General features: G+C 43.6%; 21 protein-coding genes. 20 read left to right on the forward strand and 1 reads right to left on the reverse strand.

Annotated elements, in window-relative coordinates; translation table 11 throughout:
- Positions 1–431: 431 nt before the first annotated feature.
- The 18 genes from ruvB to HMPREF9389_RS08070 all read left to right on the forward strand — a co-directional run bounded on the left by ruvB (position 432) and on the right by HMPREF9389_RS08070 (position 18,935).
- Complete coding sequence (ruvB, locus tag HMPREF9389_RS08155; protein ID WP_002928705.1) at positions 432–1,430, forward strand: Holliday junction branch migration DNA helicase RuvB; 999 nt, start codon at positions 432–434, stop codon at positions 1,428–1,430.
- Positions 1,427–1,996: a nucleotidyltransferase family protein gene (locus HMPREF9389_RS08150; RefSeq protein WP_002928706.1), complete on the forward strand. Its 570-nt coding sequence runs from the start codon at positions 1,427–1,429 to the stop codon at positions 1,994–1,996. Before ruvB ends, HMPREF9389_RS08150 begins: the two co-directional genes overlap by 4 nt.
- 275 nt (positions 1,997–2,271) lie before the next feature.
- Positions 2,272–2,694: a low molecular weight protein-tyrosine-phosphatase gene (locus HMPREF9389_RS08145; RefSeq protein ID WP_002928707.1), complete on the forward strand. Its 423-nt coding sequence runs from the start codon at positions 2,272–2,274 to the stop codon at positions 2,692–2,694.
- The gene (locus HMPREF9389_RS08140) at positions 2,687–3,112 is read left to right on the forward strand and encodes an MORN repeat-containing protein (protein ID WP_002928709.1); all 426 of its coding nucleotides are present in this window, start codon (positions 2,687–2,689) and stop codon (positions 3,110–3,112) included. Before HMPREF9389_RS08145 ends, HMPREF9389_RS08140 begins: the two co-directional genes overlap by 8 nt.
- Positions 3,102–4,907, forward strand: coding sequence for an acyltransferase family protein (locus HMPREF9389_RS08135; RefSeq protein ID WP_032906289.1), 1,806 nt, complete (start codon positions 3,102–3,104; stop codon positions 4,905–4,907). The genes HMPREF9389_RS08140 and HMPREF9389_RS08135 overlap by 11 nt, the downstream gene beginning before the upstream one ends.
- Before the next feature lie 304 nt (positions 4,908–5,211).
- Positions 5,212–7,866 carry a bifunctional acetaldehyde-CoA/alcohol dehydrogenase gene (gene adhE, locus HMPREF9389_RS08130; RefSeq protein ID WP_002928713.1) on the forward strand — a complete coding sequence of 885 codons (2,655 nt, stop codon included), beginning with the start codon at positions 5,212–5,214 and terminating at the stop codon, positions 7,864–7,866.
- Between the two features lie 268 nt (positions 7,867–8,134).
- Positions 8,135–8,815 (forward strand): DUF6796 family protein, encoded by a 681-nt coding sequence (locus HMPREF9389_RS08125; RefSeq protein WP_002928716.1) that lies wholly within the window; start codon positions 8,135–8,137, stop codon positions 8,813–8,815.
- Positions 8,816–8,922: 107 nt separating this feature from the next.
- On the forward strand, positions 8,923–9,924 hold the full coding sequence (locus tag HMPREF9389_RS08120) for an acetylxylan esterase (RefSeq protein WP_002928717.1): 1,002 nt from the start codon (positions 8,923–8,925) through the stop codon (positions 9,922–9,924).
- Between the two features lie 382 nt (positions 9,925–10,306).
- Positions 10,307–11,005, forward strand: a complete 699-nt coding sequence (locus tag HMPREF9389_RS08115) for an N-acetylmannosamine-6-phosphate 2-epimerase (RefSeq protein WP_002928718.1) — start codon at positions 10,307–10,309, stop codon at positions 11,003–11,005.
- 13 nt (positions 11,006–11,018) lie between these two features.
- The gene (locus HMPREF9389_RS08110; protein ID WP_002928720.1) at positions 11,019–12,155 is read left to right on the forward strand and encodes an ABC transporter ATP-binding protein; all 1,137 of its coding nucleotides are present in this window, start codon (positions 11,019–11,021) and stop codon (positions 12,153–12,155) included.
- A gap of 256 nt (positions 12,156–12,411) precedes the next feature.
- On the forward strand, positions 12,412–13,731 hold the full coding sequence (locus HMPREF9389_RS08105) for an ABC transporter substrate-binding protein (RefSeq protein ID WP_002922735.1): 1,320 nt from the start codon (positions 12,412–12,414) through the stop codon (positions 13,729–13,731).
- Between the two features lie 95 nt (positions 13,732–13,826).
- Positions 13,827–14,714 (forward strand): carbohydrate ABC transporter permease, encoded by an 888-nt coding sequence (locus HMPREF9389_RS08100; RefSeq protein WP_032906291.1) that lies wholly within the window; start codon positions 13,827–13,829, stop codon positions 14,712–14,714.
- Positions 14,715–14,730: 16 nt separating this feature from the next.
- Positions 14,731–15,561: a carbohydrate ABC transporter permease gene (locus HMPREF9389_RS08095; protein ID WP_002905745.1), complete on the forward strand. Its 831-nt coding sequence runs from the start codon at positions 14,731–14,733 to the stop codon at positions 15,559–15,561.
- 4 nt (positions 15,562–15,565) lie between these two features.
- Complete coding sequence (locus tag HMPREF9389_RS08090; RefSeq protein ID WP_002928726.1) at positions 15,566–16,018, forward strand: YhcH/YjgK/YiaL family protein; 453 nt, start codon at positions 15,566–15,568, stop codon at positions 16,016–16,018.
- 21 nt (positions 16,019–16,039) lie between these two features.
- Positions 16,040–16,690 carry a DUF624 domain-containing protein gene (locus HMPREF9389_RS08085; RefSeq protein WP_002928728.1) on the forward strand — a complete coding sequence of 217 codons (651 nt, stop codon included), beginning with the start codon at positions 16,040–16,042 and terminating at the stop codon, positions 16,688–16,690.
- A gap of 34 nt (positions 16,691–16,724) precedes the next feature.
- Positions 16,725–17,642, forward strand: coding sequence for an N-acetylneuraminate lyase (locus tag HMPREF9389_RS08080; protein ID WP_002928730.1), 918 nt, complete (start codon positions 16,725–16,727; stop codon positions 17,640–17,642).
- A gap of 33 nt (positions 17,643–17,675) precedes the next feature.
- Entirely contained in the window at positions 17,676–18,560 is an 885-nt protein-coding gene (locus tag HMPREF9389_RS08075) for an ROK family protein (RefSeq protein ID WP_002928732.1), read from the forward strand.
- Positions 18,561–18,605: 45 nt separating this feature from the next.
- Entirely contained in the window at positions 18,606–18,935 is a 330-nt protein-coding gene (locus HMPREF9389_RS08070; RefSeq protein ID WP_002928734.1) for a hypothetical protein, read from the forward strand.
- A 59-nt stretch (positions 18,936–18,994) separates the two neighbouring features.
- Here HMPREF9389_RS08070 and HMPREF9389_RS08065 read toward each other — a convergent pair whose 3' ends face one another.
- A complete protein-coding gene (locus tag HMPREF9389_RS08065; protein ID WP_002928737.1) occupies positions 18,995–19,846 on the reverse strand; it encodes a MurR/RpiR family transcriptional regulator in 852 nt (283 codons plus the stop codon).
- 414 nt (positions 19,847–20,260) lie between these two features.
- Here HMPREF9389_RS08065 and HMPREF9389_RS08060 point away from each other — a divergent pair, with 414 nt between their 5' ends.
- Positions 20,261–20,584 (forward strand): hypothetical protein, encoded by a 324-nt coding sequence (locus HMPREF9389_RS08060; RefSeq protein ID WP_002928738.1) that lies wholly within the window; start codon positions 20,261–20,263, stop codon positions 20,582–20,584.
- Positions 20,574–22,529, forward strand: a complete 1,956-nt coding sequence (locus HMPREF9389_RS08055; protein ID WP_002928739.1) for a V-type ATP synthase subunit I — start codon at positions 20,574–20,576, stop codon at positions 22,527–22,529. Before HMPREF9389_RS08060 ends, HMPREF9389_RS08055 begins: the two co-directional genes overlap by 11 nt.
- Positions 22,530–22,581 lie beyond the last annotated feature (52 nt).

Genomic DNA, 22,581 nt, shown 5'->3' on the forward strand with positions numbered 1-22,581 from the left:
AGCAAAATCTTTTTTGCTAACTGAATTTTACTTTAAGTTTTTCTTAAGCTAAGGCTGCTATACTTATTTTTATCAAATGAAGCCCCCTAACTTTGTTTGATAATCCTAAACTTTTTCATAATAATCTCCCATAAAGGCCACCCAATCCGGTGGTCTTTTTTTGCTCAAATTTTAGAATAAGACAGGAAGTTTATCGGATTGTAACTCAAATGTTAAATTTTAAAGGATACGTTATACAAAGTTAAGGTTTCTTTAAGTTAGGGACAGTATACTATGAATATCAAATGAAGACCTCCTAACTTTATTTGATAGAAATCCTAAACTTTTTCATAATAATCTCCCATAAAGGCCACCCAATCCGGTGGTCTTTTTTGTGTTCAGACGCGAATTAGATTTGCTTCCTCGGCTTTATTTTCTGCTATAATAGTTCTATGAGTAGAATTTTAGATAATGAATTAATGGGTGATGAAGAATTGGTGGAGCGCACCTTGCGTCCCCAGTATTTACAGGAGTATATCGGTCAGGACAAGGTCAAGAATCAGCTGAAGATTTTTATTGAAGCGGCTAAGCTAAGGGATGAGGCGCTGGATCACACCCTGCTTTTTGGCCCTCCAGGTCTGGGGAAGACGACCATGGCCTTTGTCATTGCCAATGAACTAGGCGTAAATCTCAAGCAAACTTCAGGTCCGGTGATTGAGAAGTCTGGTGATTTGGTTGCGATCTTAAATGACCTTGAGCCGGGTGATGTCCTCTTTATAGATGAGATTCACCGCTTGCCAATGGCAGTAGAGGAAGTGCTGTACAGCGCTATGGAAGACTTTTACATCGACATTATGATTGGCTCAGGCGAGACCAGTCGCAGTGTCCATCTGGATTTGCCGCCTTTCACTCTGATTGGGGCGACCACTCGGGCAGGTATGCTGTCCAATCCTCTGCGGGCTCGCTTTGGAATTACTGGTCACATGGAGTATTATGAAGCTGGCGACCTGACAGAAATTGTCGAGAGGACGGCAGAGATTTTTGAGATGGATATTACCCACGAGGCTGCTAAGGATCTGGCTCTGCGTAGCCGAGGCACACCGCGGATTGCCAACCGTTTGCTCAAGCGGGTTCGGGACTACGCGCAGATTGTGGGCAATGGCCTGATTGATGATAAGATAACCGACCAGGCTCTCTCTATGCTGGATGTGGACCAGGAAGGGCTGGACTATGTGGACCAGAAGATTTTGAAAACTATGATTGAGGTCTACGGTGGCGGTCCAGTGGGGCTGGGGACCCTCTCGGTCAATATTGCCGAGGAGCGCGAAACAGTGGAGGACATGTATGAGCCTTATCTGATTCAGAAAGGCTTTGTCATGCGGACACGGACTGGGCGCGTGGCGACTCGTAAAGCCTATGAGCATCTAGGATATGAGTATATGAAGGAATGATGACAGAAAAGGAGATTTTAGACCGACTAGGTCAAGATCCAGACATCCGAGCGATTTTGGAAATTATTCGCAGTCTGGAGCTCAAGGATTCTTGGTTAGCGGCTGGATGTGTGAGGAATTTTATCTGGAATATGCTGTCAGAGCGACCAGGTTTTGACTCAGAGACGGATGTAGATGTCATTTTCTTTGATCCGAGTTATGCCGAGGCAGAGACGATAGAGCTGGAAGCCAAGCTCAAGTCAGACTGGCCACAGTATCGATGGGAGCTGAGAAATCAAGCCTATATGCACCGCCATAGTCCTGGAACGGCACCTTATAAAAATGCTTGCGAAGCCATGAGTAAGTATCCTGAGCGCTGCACGGCTATCGGACTGCGCTTGCTGGCAAATGATAAACTGGAACTTTTTGCTCCCTATGGTTTGGAGGATATCTTAAACTTTCAGGTCAGACCGACTCCTCATTTTCTTGAAAATAAGGAGCGCCAGCGTGTCTATGCTGAACGCTTGGCTAAGAAGAATTGGCAGAAACGCTGGCCGCAGCTGGAATGCCACTATCCCAATAAATAAGTACAAGATAAGAGTAAAATGTTTAAGTTATTTTAAGGAAGTTTTAAGGAATGGATATTATACTATAACCAAGTTAAGAAATTAACTTAACTCCTAAAACTTTTTTCTTTTTAAAAAATAATCTCCCTACAAAAAGCCACCAAACGGTGGTTTTTTGCTATTTTCAGACATGAGAGGGGCAGGGCTTGCCAGTTTTCAACGAGAATCAGGAAACTGTAAACGATTCAGGGCTAGTTTTTGCCATTATTTTGTTATAATAGATAGCGAGGTATTGTATGAAGAAAATTGTATTTGTATGTTTGGGCAATATCTGCCGCAGTCCAATGGCAGAGTTTGTCATGAAGAGTTTAACAGACCAGCTGAAAATCGAGAGCCGAGCAACTTCAAGCTGGGAGCACGGCAATCCCATTCATCGGGGAACACAGGCTATTTTTAAGAAATATGCCATTTCTTATGATAGGAACAAGACTTCTCAGCAGATTTCGGCAGCTGATTTTGCGGATTTTGACTACGTCATCGGTATGGATGAAAGCAATGTCCGAGATTTGAAACGGATGGCGCCTGAGGATTTTCAGCATAAAATTTATCAGTTTGAAGAAGAAAGTGTGCCGGATCCTTGGTACACAGGAGATTTTGACCAAACCTATGATTTGGTCTTGGCTGGCTGCAAGAAGTGGCTAGAGCGTTTGGATGGATAGGAATATGGATAAAGTAAAAGAATTTTACGATAAATACAAGGTCTATCTGACCCGGCAGAATTTAGAACTCTTGGCTGTAACGGTCATTGTACTGTCAGCTATTCTGGTCTTTACTTCGGGGGTTCCTGGTAAGGGCGTTTTAACGCTGGATCAGGGCAAGATCAAGTATGACGGGACCTTGGTTCGCGGGAAGATGAACGGTCAGGGGACTATGACTTTTCAAAATGGGGACAGTTATAGCGGTCAATTTCGCAATGGCATCTTTGACGGCAAAGGGACCTTTACCTCGCAGGCTGGCTGGAAATATGAAGGAGACTTCAGCAAGGGTCAGGCCGATGGACAAGGAAAGCTAACGACAGAAGGCAATGTCGTTTATGAAGGAACGTTTAAACAAGGAATTTATCAAAATGCGCATTAAATGGTTTTCGCTCGTCAGGATTACGGGGCTGCTTCTAGTTCTGCTTTATCATTACTTCCAGGGCGTTTTCCCTGGCGGTTTTATTGGCGTGGATATCTTCTTTACCTTTTCTGGCTTCTTGATTACCGCTCTGCTTATTGACGAGTTTGCCAAGAAGAAAGAAATCGATATCCAAGGCTTTTTCAAACGGCGTTTTTATCGGATTGTACCGCCTCTGGTCTTTATGATTTTGGTCATTATGCCCTTTACCCTCTTGATTCGTAAGGATTTTGTGGCTGGGATTGGGACGCAGATTGCGGCTGCCTTGGGCTTTGTGACCAACTTTTATGAAATGCTGTCTGGCGGCAGTTATGAGAGTCAGTTTGTACCGCACATCTTGATCCATACTTGGAGTCTGGCTTTAGAAGTGCACTATTATGTTCTTTGGGGTTTGGCTGCTTGGGGCTTGGGCAAGGTTGCTAAGTCAACGGCCCGCTATCGCGGTATGATTGCGCTGCTTTCTGCAGGTCTCTTTTTGGTCAGCTTTGTATCAATGTTTGCTGGCGCTTTGACCACTAAGAATTACTCTGACATTTATTTTTCAAGTTTGACCCACGTCTTTCCTTTCTTTGCGGGAAGTATCTTAGCTACCTTGTCTGGAGTCGGCCATGTCAGCAGTCGCTTTAAGATGCTGGAGCAAAAGCTGGCTCTCAAGCAAGTACTAGGAATTATGGGGGGCAGTGCAGCTATTTTGCTTTTGCTCAGCTTCCTGCTCAAGTTTGACAATCTTTGGACCTATCTAGTAGGGTTCTTAACTTCGACTATCTTGGCCTGCCTGATGATTTTGGCTGCTAGGATGCTGCATGACAAGCTTCCTGATGTGAAGGAGCCTAGCCTTATCAACTTTATCGCAGATACTAGCTATGGTGTTTATCTCTTCCACTGGCCATTCTATATTATCTTTACCCAGCTGATGAGTAATGGTTTGGCTGTTCTCTTGACCACGCTGCTGTCTCTTACTTTTGCAGCCTTGTCTTTCTATATCTTGGAGCCAACTCTTGCTGGTCGTCAGCCAGTTATCATGGGAACCAAGATGGATCTGTCATCTCTCACCAGACCAATCTTTTACAGTATGATTCCGCTGACTTTGATTATGTTCTTCATCTCGGTGACAGCACCAAAGGTAGGAGCTTTTGAGGAAAGTTTGATTGTCAACGCTCTGAATCAAGCTGACACTAAGATGCAGACAACTCGCAGTCAGGTTGATCAGTCCAAGGCGACTGAGTACAATGTGGCGGACGGGATTACCATGATTGGTGACTCGGTTGCCCTACGCTCTAGCGATCAATTGCAGCAGATCTTGCCAGGAATTGAGCTAGATACTGTTGTTAGTCGCAGTCTGAGCACAGGCTTGGAGGTCTATAAGACAGATATTGCTAATAGAGTGCTGAAGAAGCAGGTTGTCTTGGCTCTTGGAACCAATTCGTCCGGTTACTCGAATGAACTTTTGGATGAGTATGTTTCCAGCCTGCCTAAGGGGCATCAGCTGATTCTCGTGACTCCTTATGACGGTCGCTCAGAGGGTGGCGTCTTGGCTCAGCAGAGGGAGTATGAGCTGGAATTAGCCAAGAAGTACGACTATGTCTTTGTAGCTGACTGGCATCAAACTGCTATCGAAAATCCGCAGATTTGGGAAGGAACAGACTATGTCCACTTTGGATCGAACTCAGAGTCCATCATTGAAGGGGGAACCCTTTATGCCAATACCATTAAGCAAGCTATAGATGAAGCCAATTCAGGTAATGTGAAACCATAAAAGATCAGCTCGGTTCATCCGAGCTTTTTTGCCCAATCAAAGGAAAGCGCTTTCATATATTATGTGAAAACAAAAGTATGTGAAATCTCTAAAAAATTAAAAAAGTTTTTCACAAAATAGATAAAAATAATCTTATAAATCAGTGCTTGTTTTATAACATTCACAAACTAATAGAGAAAAGTTTGTGAATGTTAAGTGAAAGTGTTTACAAAAATCATTAAATAGGTTATAATTAAATTGTGAAATATTTAACAAAGGTTAGTGTTCTTCGTCTAACCTAAGGCAAAACCATTGGAGGAATAGAATGGCTGAAAAGAAGAAAACGGTAGAACAAGAAGACAAAGCTTTGGCAGCGCAAAAGCATGTCGATGAATTGGTGCAAAAAGGTTTGGTTGCACTAGAGGAAATGAGAAAGCTGAATCAGGAGCAGGTGGACTACATCGTAGCCAAGGCCTCTGTAGCAGCTTTGGATGCCCACGGTGAGTTGGCTCTGCACGCTTATGAAGAAACAGGCCGCGGAGTTTTTGAAGACAAGGCAACGAAAAACCTTTTCGCCTGTGAACACGTTGTGAATAATATGCGCCATACGAAGACTGTTGGCGTTATTGAAGAAGATGATGTAACTGGTTTGACCCTGATTGCGGAGCCAGTGGGTGTTGTCTGCGGTATCACACCGACTACCAACCCGACTTCAACAGCGATTTTCAAATCTTTGATTTCCTTGAAGACTCGTAATCCGATTATCTTTGCTTTCCACCCATCAGCTCATGAATCTTCTGCTCATGCAGCACAAATCGTGCGTGATGCCGCGATTGCAGCAGGTGCGCCTGAAAACTGTGTACAGTGGATTACAGCGCCATCTATGGAAGCAACTTCTGCCCTCATGAACCACGAAGGGATTGCAACAATCCTTGCGACAGGTGGTAATGCAATGGTGAAGGCAGCTTACTCTTGTGGTAAGCCAGCTCTTGGGGTTGGTGCTGGAAACGTACCAGCTTATGTGGAAAAATCCGCTAATATCCGTCAAGCAGCGCATGATATCGTTATGTCTAAGTCCTTTGACAATGGTATGGTCTGTGCCTCTGAGCAAGCGGTTATCATTGATAAGGAAGTTTATGATGAATTTGTAGAAGAGTTCAAATCTTATCATACTTACTTTGTAAATAAGAAAGAAAAAGCTCTGTTGGAAGAATTCTGCTTCGGTGCTAAGGCAAACAGCAAGAACTGTGCTGGTGCTAAGCTCAATCCGGATATCGTTGGTAAGCCAGCTACTTGGATTGCAGAACAAGCAGGCTTCAGCGTGCCAGAAGATACGAATATCTTGGCCGCAGAGTGTAAAGAAGTTGGTGAAAAAGAGCCATTGACACGTGAAAAATTGTCACCTGTCATTGCTGTGCTCAAGTCTGAATCCCGTGAAGACGGTGTTGAAAAAGCTCGTCAAATGGTAGAATTCCATGGTCTTGGTCACTCAGCCGCTATCCATACAGCGGATGAAGAGTTGACTAAGGAATTTGGTAAGGCTGTTCGTGCTATCCGTGTTATTTGCAACTCACCTTCTACTTTCGGCGGTATCGGTGATGTTTATAATGCCTTCCTGCCATCACTGACTCTGGGATGTGGATCTTATGGCCGCAACTCAGTTGGTGATAACGTTAGTGCTGTGAATCTCTTGAACATCAAAAAAGTAGGAAGACGTAGAAATAATATGCAATGGATGAAACTCCCTTCAAAAACTTACTTCGAGCGTGACTCTATCCAATACCTGCAAAAATGTCGTGATGTGGAACGTGTCATGATCGTAACAGACCATGCTATGGTAGAGCTTGGTTTCCTAGATCGTATCATCGAACAACTTGATCTTCGTCGGAATAAGGTTGTTTACCAAATCTTTGCAGACGTAGAGCCAGATCCAGATATCACAACCGTTGAACGTGGTACAGAGATTATGCGTACCTTCAAACCTGATACAATCATCGCGCTTGGTGGTGGTTCGCCAATGGACGCAGCTAAAGTAATGTGGCTCTTCTATGAGCAACCAGAAGTGGACTTCCGTGACCTTGTGCAAAAATTCATGGATATCCGTAAACGTGCCTTCAAATTCCCATTGCTTGGTAAGAAGACTAAGTTTATCGCAATCCCTACAACATCTGGTACAGGTTCAGAAGTAACACCGTTTGCCGTTATCTCTGACAAAGCTAACAACCGCAAGTACCCAATCGCTGACTACTCTCTAACTCCAACTGTAGCCATCGTAGACCCAGCTCTGGTACTGACTGTTCCAGGATTTGTCGCAGCGGACACTGGTATGGACGTACTGACTCACGCAACAGAAGCTTATGTATCTCAGATGGCCAGCGACTTTACAGATGGTTTGGCTCTCCAAGCGATCAAACTAGTCTTTGAAAATCTGGAAAGCTCTGTTAAGAATGCTGACTTCCACTCTCGTGAAAAGATGCACAATGCCTCTACTATCGCTGGTATGGCCTTTGCCAATGCCTTCTTGGGAATTTCTCACTCTATGGCCCATAAGATTGGTGCTCAGTTCCATACAATCCACGGTCGTACAAATGCGATCTTGCTGCCATACGTAATCCGCTACAACGGTACACGTCCAGCTAAGACAGCGACATGGCCTAAGTACAACTACTACCGTGCGGATGAGAAATACCAAGATATCGCACGCATGCTTGGACTCCCAGCTTCTACTCCGGAAGAAGGGGTTGAATCTTACGCAAAAGCTGTTTACGAACTAGGTGAGCGCGTAGGTATCCAAATGAACTTCAAGGCTCAAGGTATTGACGAAAAAGAATGGAAAGAACATTCACGCGAATTGGCCTTCCTTGCCTATGAAGACCAATGTTCTCCAGCCAACCCACGCCTTCCAATGGTTGACCACATGCAGGAAATCATCGAAGACGCTTACTATGGCTACAAGGAACGCCCAGGACGCCGCAAATAAACGAGTAGCTTCCTCAATAAAAAATAAGACAGTTTGTCGGTCATCCCCTGCCATTTGGTAGGGGATATTTCTATGTGTCTTAGCTAGGCAAGACCTCTGGTCGAAGCTGAGCTTAGAGACATTGATGCTGAGGAGAGGAGTGACGTGAGCTCTAGGTCTCTTAACGAAAGGAGCTTGCTAGGGTAAAAAGATGTAAACCTTCTGACTACTTGTGATTGAGTGAGCTTTTGTGCTAAGATAAGGGGACAATGGAAAAAAGGAGAGTAATGTGATTTTTTTATCTTTATGGGCTGGGCTTTTGAGTGGTCTTTGCTGGTTATTGGGGGATATTCTGTTGGTTGGCTTTGAAGTAGACAAGGAAAGCTATGCCTCTTTTACGGAGCAGAGTCGGATTGGCAATAAGAATCTGGCTATGCTGATGCTTTCCGGATCTGTCTGTCGGCTGCGTCTGGGCGCTCTGGTAGCTAACTTCTCAATTCCTCTTATGTTAGTCTCGCTTTATGCTCTCTTTGGTTTGACAAATAAGGGCTTGTGGGCCTACCTGTCAATAGCCTTGTTAGGAATTGGATTTGCCCTGTCGCCGGTGGCACATGTGGCCTTTTACTACGTTGGGATCATCAGTAAAAAGGCTTATAAACGAAGCAACGGACAGGTCTGCTCAGACGAAGACAGCGGGCTTATCAATGAAGCAGTGCTCTTTCTAGACATAACTTGGCGGACAGCTATCGCTCTGACTGGTCTAGGATGGCTCGTTTACTCACTGCTAATAGTTGCCGGTCAGACAATATTGCCTGCTTATCTGGGGCTGCTGACGCCTTTGCCGCTCAGTCTGCTGACTATCTTACTGGTAGAAAAGCTGAGAATCGGACGCCCCTGCCTTAACGGAGCTGGCCTAAACATAGGTCTCAGTTTCTTCTATTTGCTGCTCCTGCTTCATATAGCTTCTTAGGCAGTGAATCGGTAAAATTTCAGGAAATTTATATATTAATCTATTGAAAACTTCCTCTTTCTATGGTATGATGAAAGAGGTTTCAAGAATCGTTGGGAGGATAAGACATGAAAAACCCTACTTTACTTAAAGAAATGTTACATTATCACGGAAGAGATGAAATGCCCGACGATTTTGATACCTTTTGGAATAAACAAGTGGCGGAGGTGGAAGTGCCTCAGGACTACCAGTTGCTGGAAAAAGATTTTCGAATTGCATATGCAGCTTGTTACGAGCTAACCTTCAAGACTGGAAATGGTGGACTAATCTATGCTAAGCTAGTTGTGCCTAAGTTATCAGAAAAAGTTCCGGTATTGTTTCATTTTCATGGTTATATGGGGCAGGGCTGGGATTGGGCTGATATGCTGGCCTATACGGCAGCAGGCTGGGGTGTGGTGTTAATGGATGTCCGTGGTCAGTCAGGCTATTCACTGGATGGTAATAGAGAAGTTCGCGGGAATACTGTTAAAGGACATATTATACGCGGGGCTCTAGATGGACCGGATCAGCTTTTTTTCAAGGATGTCTATCTGGATGTTTACACCTTGGTTGAGCTAGTGGCTGGTTTGGACTTTGTGGATGAAAACCGTTTGTCTAGTTTTGGAGGTTCACAGGGTGGGGCCTTGGCCTTGGTAGCGGCTGCTTTAAATTCTCGGATTAAGCAGACTGTAGCCATCTATCCCTTCCTTGCTGACTTTAGACGGGTTTTGGAGATTGGCAATACCAGTGAAGCCTATGATGAGCTCTTTCGTTATTTCAAATTCCATGATCCTTTTCATGAGACAGAAGAACAGTTGTTGCAGACACTTGCTTATATTGACGTGAAAAATCTGGCCCATCGTATTAGCTGTCCTGTTAAAATGATTATTGGTCTGGAGGATGATGTTTGCTATCCTATCACGCAGTTTGCCATTTATAACTGCTTGGCTGGACAAAAGGAGTATCATCTCCTGCCTGAGTATGGGCATGAGACTATGAATGTCCATGTCAGTGATACTGTCTTTAACTGGCTCTGCGGAACCAAAATAAAAAGACCTTGTCTCATTTCGGACTTTAAATCCGAGAGATAATATTCGTCCCCCCTTTGGGGCTAGGCAATGGCCTAGCCCTTTTTACTTGCCCGAGGGAGTATAGATAGAAATAAGAATCTTTTTTAGAAGTTCGCTTGCTCCTTAATTGGCTTTTCTACAAAACGAAATCCTAAAAGTACTTTCAGGATTTTCTGTTTTTCTGGAAAATTCGGAAACTAAAATCTAAATCTCAAACAATATTGAAAGCGCTTTAAAAATTATTTATAATAACATTATGAAATACTCGAGTTAAAAAATGGAGTCTAGGATAAGGAAGTAAAAATATTTGTTTACGGCCTTCTTCTCTACTCCGCCTGAGGTCCTAGATAGTTGTTAGACTATCTGATCAGACAGATGTCTTACGAAAGGAGATTGTATATTCATGTCACAGATTCTAAAAGATGACTTGATAGCCAAGATTAAAGACGGCATCATTGTTTCTTGTCAAGCCTTGCCCCAGGAGCCGCTTTATACTAAAGCTGGAGGAGTCATCCCTCTCTTGGTCAAGGCTGCTGAGCAGGGCGGTGCTGTCGGTATTCGAGCTAATAGCGTTCGCGATATTCGGGAGATCAAGGAAGTAACTTCTCTGCCCATCATCGGAATTATCAAACGCGACTATCCGCCACAAGAGCCTTTTATCACGGCTACCATGCGGGAAGTGGATGAGTTGGCTGCTCTGGATATTGAAGTGATAGCTTTGGACTGTACTAAGCGGGAACGCCATGATGGCTTGACAGTTGCGGATTTCATCAAGCAGGTCAAGGCCAAATATCCTCATCAGCTATTGATGGCAGATATCAGCACCTATGAGGAAGCTGCTGCTGCAGTAGAAGCTGGTGTAGATTTTGTCGGAACGACCTTATCGGGCTACACTTCCTATAGCCCCAAGGTTGACGGACCGGACATTGAGCTCATCCGCCGCTTGTGTCAAGCAGGCTTTGATGTCATCGCGGAAGGAAAGATTCACTATCCGAGTCAAGCCAAGCAGATACATGATTTGGGTGTAAGAGGCATCGTTGTCGGCGGAGCCATTACTCGGCCTAAAGAAATTACAGAGCGCTTTGTTGCAGGATTAAAATAAGTGAGGTAGATGAATGACAACCTTAACACTAAATAAACTATATAAAAAATATCCTAATAGTGATTTTTACTCTGTTGAAAATTTTGATTTGGATATTAAGGATAAGGAGTTTATCGTTTTTGTAGGACCTTCTGGTTGCGGGAAATCAACAACCTTGCGGATGATTGCAGGCCTTGAGGATATCACAGAAGGGGAGCTCTATATTGATCAAAACCTTGTCAATGACATTGCTCCTAAAGATCGGGATATCGCCATGGTTTTCCAAAATTATGCTCTTTATCCTCACATGACTGTTTATGACAATATGGCATTCGGACTCAAGCTTCGCAAGTATGACAAGGCTGATATTGACAAAAGAGTTCAGGAAGCGGCGGAAATCCTTGGGCTGAAAGAGCTGCTGGATCGTAAACCAGCCGACCTGTCGGGTGGTCAGCGCCAGCGTGTAGCTATGGGGCGGGCGATTGTCCGTGATGCCAAAGTTTTCCTCATGGATGAGCCCTTGTCTAACTTGGATGCCAAACTGCGCGTGTCCATGCGGGCAGAAATCGCAAAAATTCACCGCCGTATCGGAGCGACGACTATCTATGTAACCCACGACCAGACCGAGGCCATGACCTTGGCTGACCGCATCGTTATCATGTCAGCTACTAAGAACGAAGCAGGAACAGGTACTATCGGTCGAATCGAGCAAATCGGTACGCCGCAGGAACTTTATAACGAACCAGCCAATAAATTTGTGGCAGGTTTTATCGGCAGTCCAGCTATGAATTTCTTTGAAGTGAACTTAGAGGGCAATCAGCTTACAGATGGACAAGGGTTTGCTGTAGGACTTCCAGACGGTCAACGTAAAATCCTAGAAGAAAAAGGCTATCAAGGAAAGAAAGTGATACTGGGCATTCGACCGGAGGATATCTCGGCTGAGTTGATAGTAGAAGATACTTTTCCAGATAGTACTGTAGATGCTGAAGTTACCGTTTCTGAGTTGCTAGGCAGCGAGTCTGTTCTCTATTGTAAGGCTGGCGTACAAGAATTTTCGGCCAAAGTGGAAGCTTCTAACTATTTGGAGCCTGGCTCTAAGATTCGCTTTACCTTTAAGATGCCTAAGGCTCATATATTTGACTTTGATAGTCAAGAACGAATCGAAATTTAAGAATTTTAAACAAAAATGAAAACGCTATCTATAAAAAGAGATTTATTAAAAAGGAGTGAATTTATCGAGTTAAGATTCTAAAATAGTTATTTACTGTTCTGAAGAAGCAGTAAAACAAGAAGGGCTAACAGGTCCATGTCTATCACCAAGTCCAATTCTTGCTTGAAGCTGGAAAAACAAAGACAAATAAGTCTTTCAGTTTTTGTAAAGAAAAGGGCCATATTCAAGAGAAATTCATTTTTAAGGAGAAAAGGATATGAAATTCGGAAAATTATTCGCATCGTTATTGACAGGTGCTGCAATTGTTTCTTTAGCAGCTTGTGGAAACAATGGCGGATCAGATAAAACAGCTAGCTCTGGCAGTAATTCTGGCAAAACAGAGATTACTTGGTGGGCTTTCCCAGTCTTCACACAGGAAAATGCCAACGATGGTGTTGGAACTTATGAAAAATCAATTATCGAAGCTTTTGAAAAAGCGAACCCAGATATTCATGTCAATCTAGAAACTATTGACTTTAAATCTGGTCCTGAAAAGATTACGACAGCTATCGAAGCAGGCACAGCACCAGATGTTTTGTTTGATGCACCAGGTCGGATTATTCAGTATGGAAAAAATGGTAAATTAGCTGATTTGAACGATCTCTTTACTGATGACTTTGTCAAAGATGTCAATAATGATAACATTATCCAAGCTAGCAAGGCAGGAGACAAAGCTTACATGTATCCTATCAGCTCTGCTCCATTCTATATGGCTTTCAATAAGAAAATGTTGGAAGATGCCGGTGTAGCAAATCTTGTCAAGGAAGGCTGGACAACATCTGATTTTGAAAAAGTGCTGAAAGCTCTGAAAGATAAAGGCTACACTCCAGGTTCCCTCTTTAGTAATGGTCAAGGTGGTGACCAAGGAACTCGTGCCTTCATCGCTAATCTTTACGGCGGATCTATTACAGATGAAAAAGTTACCAAATACACAACTGATGATCCTAAGTTTGTCAAAGGACTGGAAAAAGCAGTTGGCTGGATTAATGACGGTTTGATGATGAACGGCTCTCAATATGATGGTGGAGCAGATATTCAAAACTTTGCTAACGGCCAAACATCCTACACTCTTCTTTGGGCTCCTTCTCAAAACGGTATTCAAGCACAACTTTTAGAAGCCAGCAAAGTCGATGTAGTGGAAGTACCGTTCCCATCAGAATCTGGCAAACCAGCTCTTGAATATCTTGTAAATGGATTTGCAGTCTTTAACAATAAAGATGAAAAGAAAGTAGCAGCTTCTAAGAAATTCGTCCAATTTATCGCTGATGACAAGGAGTGGGGACCTAAGAATGTAGTTCGTACAGGTGCTTTCCCAGTTCGTACTTCGTTTGGAAAACTCTATGATGATAAACGTATGGAAACCATCAGTGGATGGACTCAGTACTATTCACCATATTACAACACTATTGATGGCTTTGCGGAAATGAGAACACTTTGGTTCCCAATGCTCCAATCTGTATCCAATGGCGATGAAAAGGTTGAACCTGCTTTGAAGACATTTACAGAAAAAGCAAACGAAACAATTACTAAAAAATAAGCAAATGTGAAATCCTCCCCTTTTTCTGTTGACAGTTTCTAGAAGTAGAAAAAGGGGGATTTTGTTAGAAAATCTTGAAAGAGGGGTACCTCATTGTGAAAGTCAATAAAATCAGAATGAAAGAAACCCTAGTATCATACGCGTTTTTAGCTCCAATTCTGATATTTTTCACGGTATTTGTCTTGGCACCTATGATTATGGGTTTTGTTACTAGTTTTTTTAACTATACGATGACCTCCTTTACTTTTGTCGGATTTGATAATTATATTCGGATGTTTAAAGATCCGGTCTTTATGAAATCTCTGATTAATACGGTCATTATCGTGGTCGGCTCTGTGCCGATTGTAGTTCTTTTCTCTTTGTTTGTGGCTTCGCAGACTTATGAGATGAATGCTGTCTCTCGTTCCTTTTACCGTTTTGTATTCTTCCTGCCAGTTGTTACAGGGAGCGTAGCTGTGACGGTTGTATGGAAATGGATCTACGATCCGCTGTCTGGTATTTTGAACTTTGTTTTGAAGTCAGGTCATGTCATCAATCAAAATATTTCTTGGCTTGGCGATAAACATTGGGCATTGCTAGCGATTATCATTATTCTCTTAACAACTTCTGTGGGTCAACCTATCATTCTCTATATCGCAGCTATGGGAAATATTGACAATTCTCTAGTTGAGGCTGCGCGAGTGGATGGTGCAACAGAAATGCAAGTCTTCTGGAAGATCAAATGGCCTAGCCTGCTTCCAACAACCCTTTACATTGCTATCATTACTACAATTAACTCATTCCAGTGTTTTGCCTTGATTCAGCTCTTGACATCAGGCGGACCTAATTACTCAACCAGTACGCTCATGTACTATCTGTATGAAAAAGCCTTCAAGTTATCTGAATACGGCTACGCTAATACCATGGGAGTCTTTTTAGCAGTCATGATTGCCATCATCAGCTTCGCCCAATTCAAGATTCTTGGAAACGATGTAGAATACTAGAGAAAGGAGAAAGAAGATGCAAACTAAAAAAATGAATGTTTTTAAGGTGGTATCAGGCTTTGTTCTGGCCATACTAACCATCCTCTTTGTCTTTCCTTTCTATTGGATTTTGACAGGAGCTTTCAAATCTCAACCAGCAACGATTGTCATTCCGCCAGAATGGTGGCCAAAAATGCCAACAGTTGAAAACTTTCAGCAATTGATGGTGCAAAATCCAGCCATGCAATGGATGTGGAATAGTGTTTTCATTTCGCTTGCGACCATGTTTCTGGTCTGCGCCACTTCTTCTTTGGCAGGATATGTTTTGGCCAAGAAGCGGTTCTATGGTCAACGGATTCTTTTTGCAATCTTCATTGCGGCCATGGCTTTGCCTAAGCAAGTAGTGCTGGTACCACTAGTGCGTATTGTGAATTTCATGGGAATTCACGATACCTTGGCTGCGGTAATCTTACCGTTAGTTGGCTGGCCTTTCGGAGTTTTTCTAATGAAGCAGTTCAGTGAAAACATTCCGACAGAACTTCTTGAGTCTGCTAAAATCGACGGTTGTGGCGAAATTCGGACTTTCTGGAGTGTTGCTTTCCCGATTGTCAAACCGGGCTTTGCGGCTCTAGCTATTTTTACCTTTATCAATACTTGGAACGACTACTTTATGCAGTTGGTTATGTTGACATCTAGACAGAATCTGACAATATCTCTCGGGGTTGCGACCATGCAGGCTGAAATGGCAACCAACTATGGTCTAATTATGGCTGGAGCTGCTTTGGCTGCAGTGCCAATTGTGGCAGTCTTCCTCATCTTCCAAAAATCCTTCACACAAGGAATCACTATGGGAGCTGTTAAAGGATAGAAATATGATTTTTGATCAATTAGAGAATCTCGTTCGCTATCGAGGGATTCACAAAAATATCGATACAGCCATTGATTATCTCCTGAGTCACGATGTATCTAATCTAAACTCAGGGCGCTATGAAGTAGATGGTGATAGGGTCTTCTTCTTTTTGCAGGAAAATACTCTCAGTCAGCAGCAAGAGGAAAGCTTTGAATTTCACCAGAAATACTTGGACTTGCACTTTCTTTTGGAAGGGCATGAACTAATCCAATATGGCTGTCAGATTAGAGAAGTTCAGGAAGCCTATGATGAAGGTCGAGATATTGGTTTTGTTGTTTGCGAACAGACTTATCCGCTCTTATTAGACGGTTTCAATTTTGCTGCTTTTTTGCCAGAAGAAGCCCACCAGCCTAATCAATTTGCTGGCAGAGAAGAGACAGTTAAAAAGTGTGTATTTAAAGTTTTGTTGGATTAATATTTGAAAAGGAGGCTAGCAATGGATAAAAGAGGTACCCGATTGATAGAGACTATTTTTGATACGGATAATTTCTTTATGCAGATTTGTGAGAAAATCCTTGATTTAGCGACAGTAAACTTGCTTTTTCTGCTGACATCTCTGCCTCTTCTAACCATCGGTATTGCTAAGCTAAGCCTCTATCAAACTCTTTTTGAGATCAAAGGCGGTCGTCGTGTAAAAGTAACGGCTGTCTATATCAAGGCCTTCCGAGAAAATTGGCAGTTGGGTTTCAAACTTGGCCTGTTGGAGCTGATGCTGTCTGCTATCAGTATTTTTGACCTTCTTCTTATCTGGGGTCAGGAGGCTCTGCCTTTTCAAATACTGAAAGTTGCCTGCTTTGCTCTTCTTATCTTTACAACAGCGCTCTTTCTGTGTGTTTATCCACTGGCTGGCCGATTTGAGCAGTCTCTTATAGGTGGGTTACAGACTAGTCTAGTTTTGCTCAGTCTTAACTTTCCCTGGTTTTTCCTGATGATAGCCATTCTAGTAGCAATTTTGACAGTGCTTCTTAGTTCAGGACTTCTACTTTTACTAGGGTTATCGCTCTTTGTTTTAATCGGTTTTGCTGGATTGGCCTTCACGCAGATTACTGTTTTAGAGAAGATTTTTGCCAAATACGAAAAGCCTTAATTTATAGAAATTCTAGATTTGGAGATAAAAGAAAATGAAAAATATGACCAAATACCAAGGTGTCATTCCTGCTTTCTATGCCTGCTATGACGAGGGAGGTGAAATCAGCCCGGAGCGGACTCGCGCTTTAGTGGAATATTTCATCGCCAAGGGCGTGCAAGGTCTTTATGTCAACGGTTCTTCGGGCGAGTGTATCTATCTGAGCGTGGAAGATCGAAAACGGGTTCTAGAAGAAGTGATGAAAGTTGCTAAGGGGCGTCTGACCATCATTGCCCATGTGGCTTGCAACAATACTAAAGACAGCGTGGAGCTGGCTCGTCATGCGGAAAGTTTGGGAGTCGATGCTATTGCAGCTATTCCGCCGATTTATTTCCGTTTGCCAGAGTATTCGGTTGCCCAGTATTGGAATGACATCAGTGCGGCGGCGCCTAATACTGATTTCGTGATTTACAATATTCCTCAGCTGGCTGGTGTAGCATTAACTCCTGGCCTTTATAAGGAAATGCTCAAGAATGAACGTGTGATCGGTGTGAAGAACTCTTCAATGCCAGTGCAGGATATTCAGACCTTTGTAGCTCTTGGGGGAGAAGATCATGTAGTCTTTAATGGTCCAGATGAGCAATTCTTAGGTGGCCGTATTATGGGTGCTGCAGCCGGTATCGGTGGTACATACGGAGCTATGCCAGAGCTCTTCCTCAAACTCAATCAACTGATTGCTGACAAGGAATTGGAACGTGCTAAAGAGTTGCAATATGCGATTAATGAGATTATCGGAAAATTAACTAGTGCGCATGGCAATATGTACGCTGTTATTAAAGGTGTTTTGGAAATTAACGAAGGCTTGACCATCGGATCTGTCCGCTCTCCTCTGACACCGCTGCAGGAAAGTGATCGGCCGATTGTGGAAGAAGCAGCTCAGTTGATTAGACAAACCAAGGAGCAATTTTTATAAGCAACAGGATAAACACTAGAGAGAAGGTGTGCTATGAAACACTATGTTGCTATTGATATTGGCGGTACCAATATCAAGTATGGCTTAATCAACGAGGCGGAAACCTTGGTGGAAGCACATGAAATGCCGACAGAGGCCCACAAAGGCGGCCCGGGAATTATGCAAAAGGTTAAAAGCATTGTTGCAAGCTATTTAGAAAAAGGACCTCTGGCTGGAATTTGTATTTCTTCGGCTGGTATGGTGGATCCAGACAAGGGTGAAATTTTCTATGCTGGGCCGCAGATTCCTAATTACGCCGGGACCCAGTTCAAAAAAGTGTTGGAAGAAAAATTTTCCTTACCTTGTGAGATTGAAAATGATGTCAACTGTGCTGGTCTGGCGGAGGCTATGTCGGGCAGTGGCAAGGGAGCGAAGATCGCCCTTTGTTTGACGATTGGTACAGGTATTGGAGGCTGTCTGGTAGTAGATGGTCAAGTCTTCCATGGCTTTAGTAACTCCGCCTGTGAAGTTGGCTACCTGCATCTACCGGATGGAGCTTTCCAAGATGTGGCATCGACAACTGCTCTGGTCAATTATGTGGCTGAGCTACACGGAGAAGACGCTGAGCATTGGAATGGCCGTCGGATTTTCAAAGAAGCAACTGAGGGCAATAAGCTCTGTATCGAGGGCATCGATCGCATGGTTGGCTATCTGGGTCAAGGAATTGCCAATATCTGCTATGTCGTTAATCCGGAAGTTGTTATTCTAGGAGGCGGTATCATGGGACAAGAAGCAATTCTTAGACCGCGTATTCAGGCGGCTTTGCAGGACGCCTTGGTTCCAAGTATTGCTGATAAAACCAAACTAGCCTTTGCTCATCATCAAAATACTGCGGGTATGTTTGGAGCCTATTATCATTTCAAAAATAGACAAGTTTAACCTGAGATTTTTCTCAGGTTCCTTGTCTTTCAAGAGGAAAATCAAATGACAGAAAGAAGTTTCATTCAGGACGCCGCTCAGCTTCTAGGTTCTTTGATGGAAGATTTTCAAAAGAAGGCAATTCGGTCAAGAGATGAAATCCGCTTTTACGAGTGCTTAGAAGAAGTTTTGAGGAGTTTGGAGAAAACCAAAGTCCTGGATAATCGTCTATTAATTGCTCTTGAAAGCTTCCATAAAAGCGCTAGTTTTTTAATTGGTCTTAGTAGCCTCAAACTGGAGCAGACTACGTATCAAAAGTGGCGTGCCTACGATACCTTTCATATGGAAAAAGTTCAGCCCCAATTAGAAATCTACGGGCCAATCCTTCCCTTGTGAAAGAAAAAGGAAAAAGTTAGACCAAAAAAGAAAACGAGTCAGAAAATCCTGATTCGTTTTTATCTTTTGTGGGTATTGCGACGGTAGTAGCCATTTAGTTTCTGATTCTCCCAATAGCTGTTAAAGATTCTTTCTTTCTTCTCGCGGTTAATCTCGAGGAAAAAGGCATAGATGAGGTCAATCATAAGAAGCATGGGGAATTGTGCGGAAATCCGCAAGATAAACTCAGGCTTGCTTTGAAGAGCAACAGGAACGACTTCAGTGAAGTCTTCTTGAATCTTTTCGGGCTGTCCTGTCACCAAGATGGTTTTTGCTCCCATATTTTTAGCGTCAATCAAGCTGTCAATGATGGACTGGGTCTGTCCGGATAGAGAAAATCCGATAACGAGGCAGTTCTTGTCCAGAATACTAGTTGTCCAAGCGAAGCCATCTTGGTCAGTTAGGGCTTCACAAACGACTCCCAGTCTCATGAAGCGTAGCTTCATATCACGTGCTACTAAGCCTGAGCTCCCTGTTCCAAAGAAATAAACACGGTCTGCCTCTTCTATGATTTGAGCTACTCGCTCCAGCTTTTCCTCATCTATCAGTTCTTTCGTCTGTTGGTGGATTTGGTTGTAGTTGTACAAGACATGACGGGATAAGCTGCTTTGCATATTATCCGCCTCGGTTTGCGCCTTTTGTAGATCCTGTAAATATTGAAAGCTAAATTCCCGATAACCTTTAAAGCCGCATTTTTTGGCGAAACGGGTCAAGGCTGCTTGAGAAATGTGCAAGGTTTGAGCGACTTGCAAAGAGGATAAATCCTCTTGAATACTATTTGGATCCAAAAAATAGTGACCAATCCTCTGTTCCAAGTCGGTCATCTTGTCAAGATGGCTCTCAATGATGGCCAAGATATTCTGCTGACTCATAAAATCACTTTCTTCATGGGATAATGTTTAGTAAAAGTTTAAGGGCTGTTCTGGCTGGAAAGTACATTTGAAGCCACTTTTACTTTTCTGCTATTCTATATTTGTCTTAGAATTTGTTTATATTATAACATAGTTATAGACAAATAAACCGTTTGCAAGACTGAAACTTATCAAGAGTGTACAGCTGAGACTGATTTGTAAGTATTGAAATGAATCAAATCTATATCGGCTTTTCCTATCAGTTTGAGATAGATGTTTAGCAATCTCTGACTGTTTTTCTGAAAATATGTTATAATTTATGCAAGTACGAAGCTGTACTCCAGAAGATGACTTGCCAGAAGGTTGGCTAGTTAGCTAGGAATGCAGATTTTAAAATCCGTTTTCGAAGGTTTTTGAAAACGAGGGGGTGAATAGATGGCCAATGAAACACTTGAAAAAATGCAGGAAATTGAAACTGCTGCAGAAGAAGTTTTGATGGGCTACAGGACGCAGGCTCAGGAGCTGCGGCAGCAGGTAGATGAAAATCTCAGGCAGCTAGGTCTGACTTATGACGATGAAACGCAGAAGCTGGCAGAGGAATTAACCTCGACTTCCCAGCAAAAGTTGGTGCACCTGCAGCAAGGCTTGGAGCAGACAACCCAGCAAAATGAGGACAAGGTTGCGGCTGCGCTGACGGACAAAAAAGCAGACTTGGCGCGAGCCATTGTAGAGAAGGTGGTAGAAGCCTATGGCCATTAGTCAAATGCGGCAGCTGTCTATGCTTCTGCCCAAGGAACTGCTGGATCAGCTTCTCTTTTACCTACAGGGTTTAGAGTCGGTTCAGATTCATGACTTGCGGCAGGAAGAGGACTGGCAGGCAGCCTTTGAGCAGGCTTTAGTCGGCCGGCCAGATCAGCAGCTATCTCAGCAAGATTTGCTCAGTCGTCAAGAAAAGCTTGAGAAACTGATTGCAGATCTAGAGCCTTTTATGCCCAAAAAGAAACTGCTGGAAGCCTTAAAAGAAGAGCCTTTGGAGTTGTCCTTTACTGCTTTGGAGCAGGCGGGGAAAGCCCGAGATGAGATTGCGCTCTTAGAAGGAATCAGCAAGCAGCTCAAGGTCTTGCAAGAGGCCAAGGATCAGATAGAAGACGACCGCTTGGAAGTGGCTGCGCTGGAGAAGTGGGAGCCGCTGGAGCTAACACCGCAATCGGCTGCGACTTTCAGTCATCTGGGAGCGTTGATTGGGACGATTCCCAATACAGACGACGATGCTCTGCGCCTGACTCTGGGAGCACATCCTGACCTGAAGTTTCAGGAAGTCTTTACCGATGATACCGAGCATGGGGTTCTTATTTTTTACAAGGCAGGCTCTCTGGAAGAAGTCCGCAAAATCTTGAAAGAGTACGGCTTTAAGCCTTTTGAGTATGACCATGAGGAACTGCCTGCTGATCGGGTAGCCCAGCTCAAGGCCAATATTCGACAGCAGGAGGCTGTGGCAGAAGCTATGACAAAGAGTCTGGCAGCTTCTAAGAATGAATTGGACCAGCTCAAGGTTCAGCTGGACTATCTCTGCAATCTCTCCTCCCGCCAAGAAAGTAAAAATCAGTTAGCCAGCACGCAAAATCTGGCAGCTTTGGAAGGTTGGATCGAAAGCAATCAGGTTCAAGATCTTGAAGCTTGCTTGAAGGAGCAGTTTGGCCAGAGCATTCTCATCCAGACCAGAGAGATTAGAAAGGACGAGGAAGATAAGGTTCCGACCAAGCTAAAAAACAATGCCTTGGTGGAGCCTTTCGAGCTAGTGACGGAGATGTATTCCTTGCCTAAGTACGGTGATAAGGATCCAACCCCTGTCGTTTCCCTCTTCTATTTTGTATTCTTTGGCATGATGGTTGCCGACATTGGTTACGGCCTCTTACTCTTTGTGGGCACCAGTCTGGCGCTGCACTTCTTGCATGTCAAGCCAGGATTGGCTAAGAATCTGCGATTCTTCCGCTTGCTGGGTGTGGCAGTCATCATCTGGGGACTGGTTTATGGTTCTTTCTTTGGCTTTGAACTGCCCATCGCTCTGATTAGCACCAGCTCCGACGCCATGACGATTCTGGTTATTTCGGTCGTCTTTGGCTTTGTTACAGTGCTGGCGGGCCTCTTCCTCAGCGGTCTGAAAAATATCCGCCTCAAGGATTATGCAGAAGCTTATAATGCAGGCTTTGCTTGGGTGCTGATTTTGCTGGGGCTGCTACTCTTGGCCTTGGGAAATTTCTTCCCATCCTTGGCCTTTGCAGCAACGATTGGTCAGTGGCTGGCCATCATCAATGCTCTAGGCATACTGGCAGTGTCTATTGTCAGTGCTAAGAGCTTGGCAGGATTGGGGTCAGGTCTCTTTAATCTCTACAATGTTAGCGGCTATGTAGGAGACCTTGTCAGCTTTACACGGCTGATGGCTCTGGGACTTTCTGGGGCCAGCATTGGCTCGGCTTTTAACTTGATTGTCAGCCTCTTTCCACCTGTCGCTCGCTTTAGCATTGGCATTCTGCTCTTTATTGCCCTGCATTTGGTCAATATGTTTCTATCTTTTCTGTCCGGTTATGTGCACGGAGCGCGTTTGATTTTTGTGGAATTCTTCGGAAAATTCTACGACGGCGGCGGCAAGCCTTTCACTCCGCTCAAGCCTAGTGAAAAATACGTTCAGCAAAGCAAGAAATAAAGATTAGGAAGCTGTGTTTAACGAGCAGAAATTCATCTTTTAAGATACAGTT

Origin of the sequence: Streptococcus sanguinis SK355 (assembly GCF_000212855.1) — a bacterium.
GTDB lineage: Bacteria > Bacillota > Bacilli > Lactobacillales > Streptococcaceae > Streptococcus > Streptococcus sanguinis_A.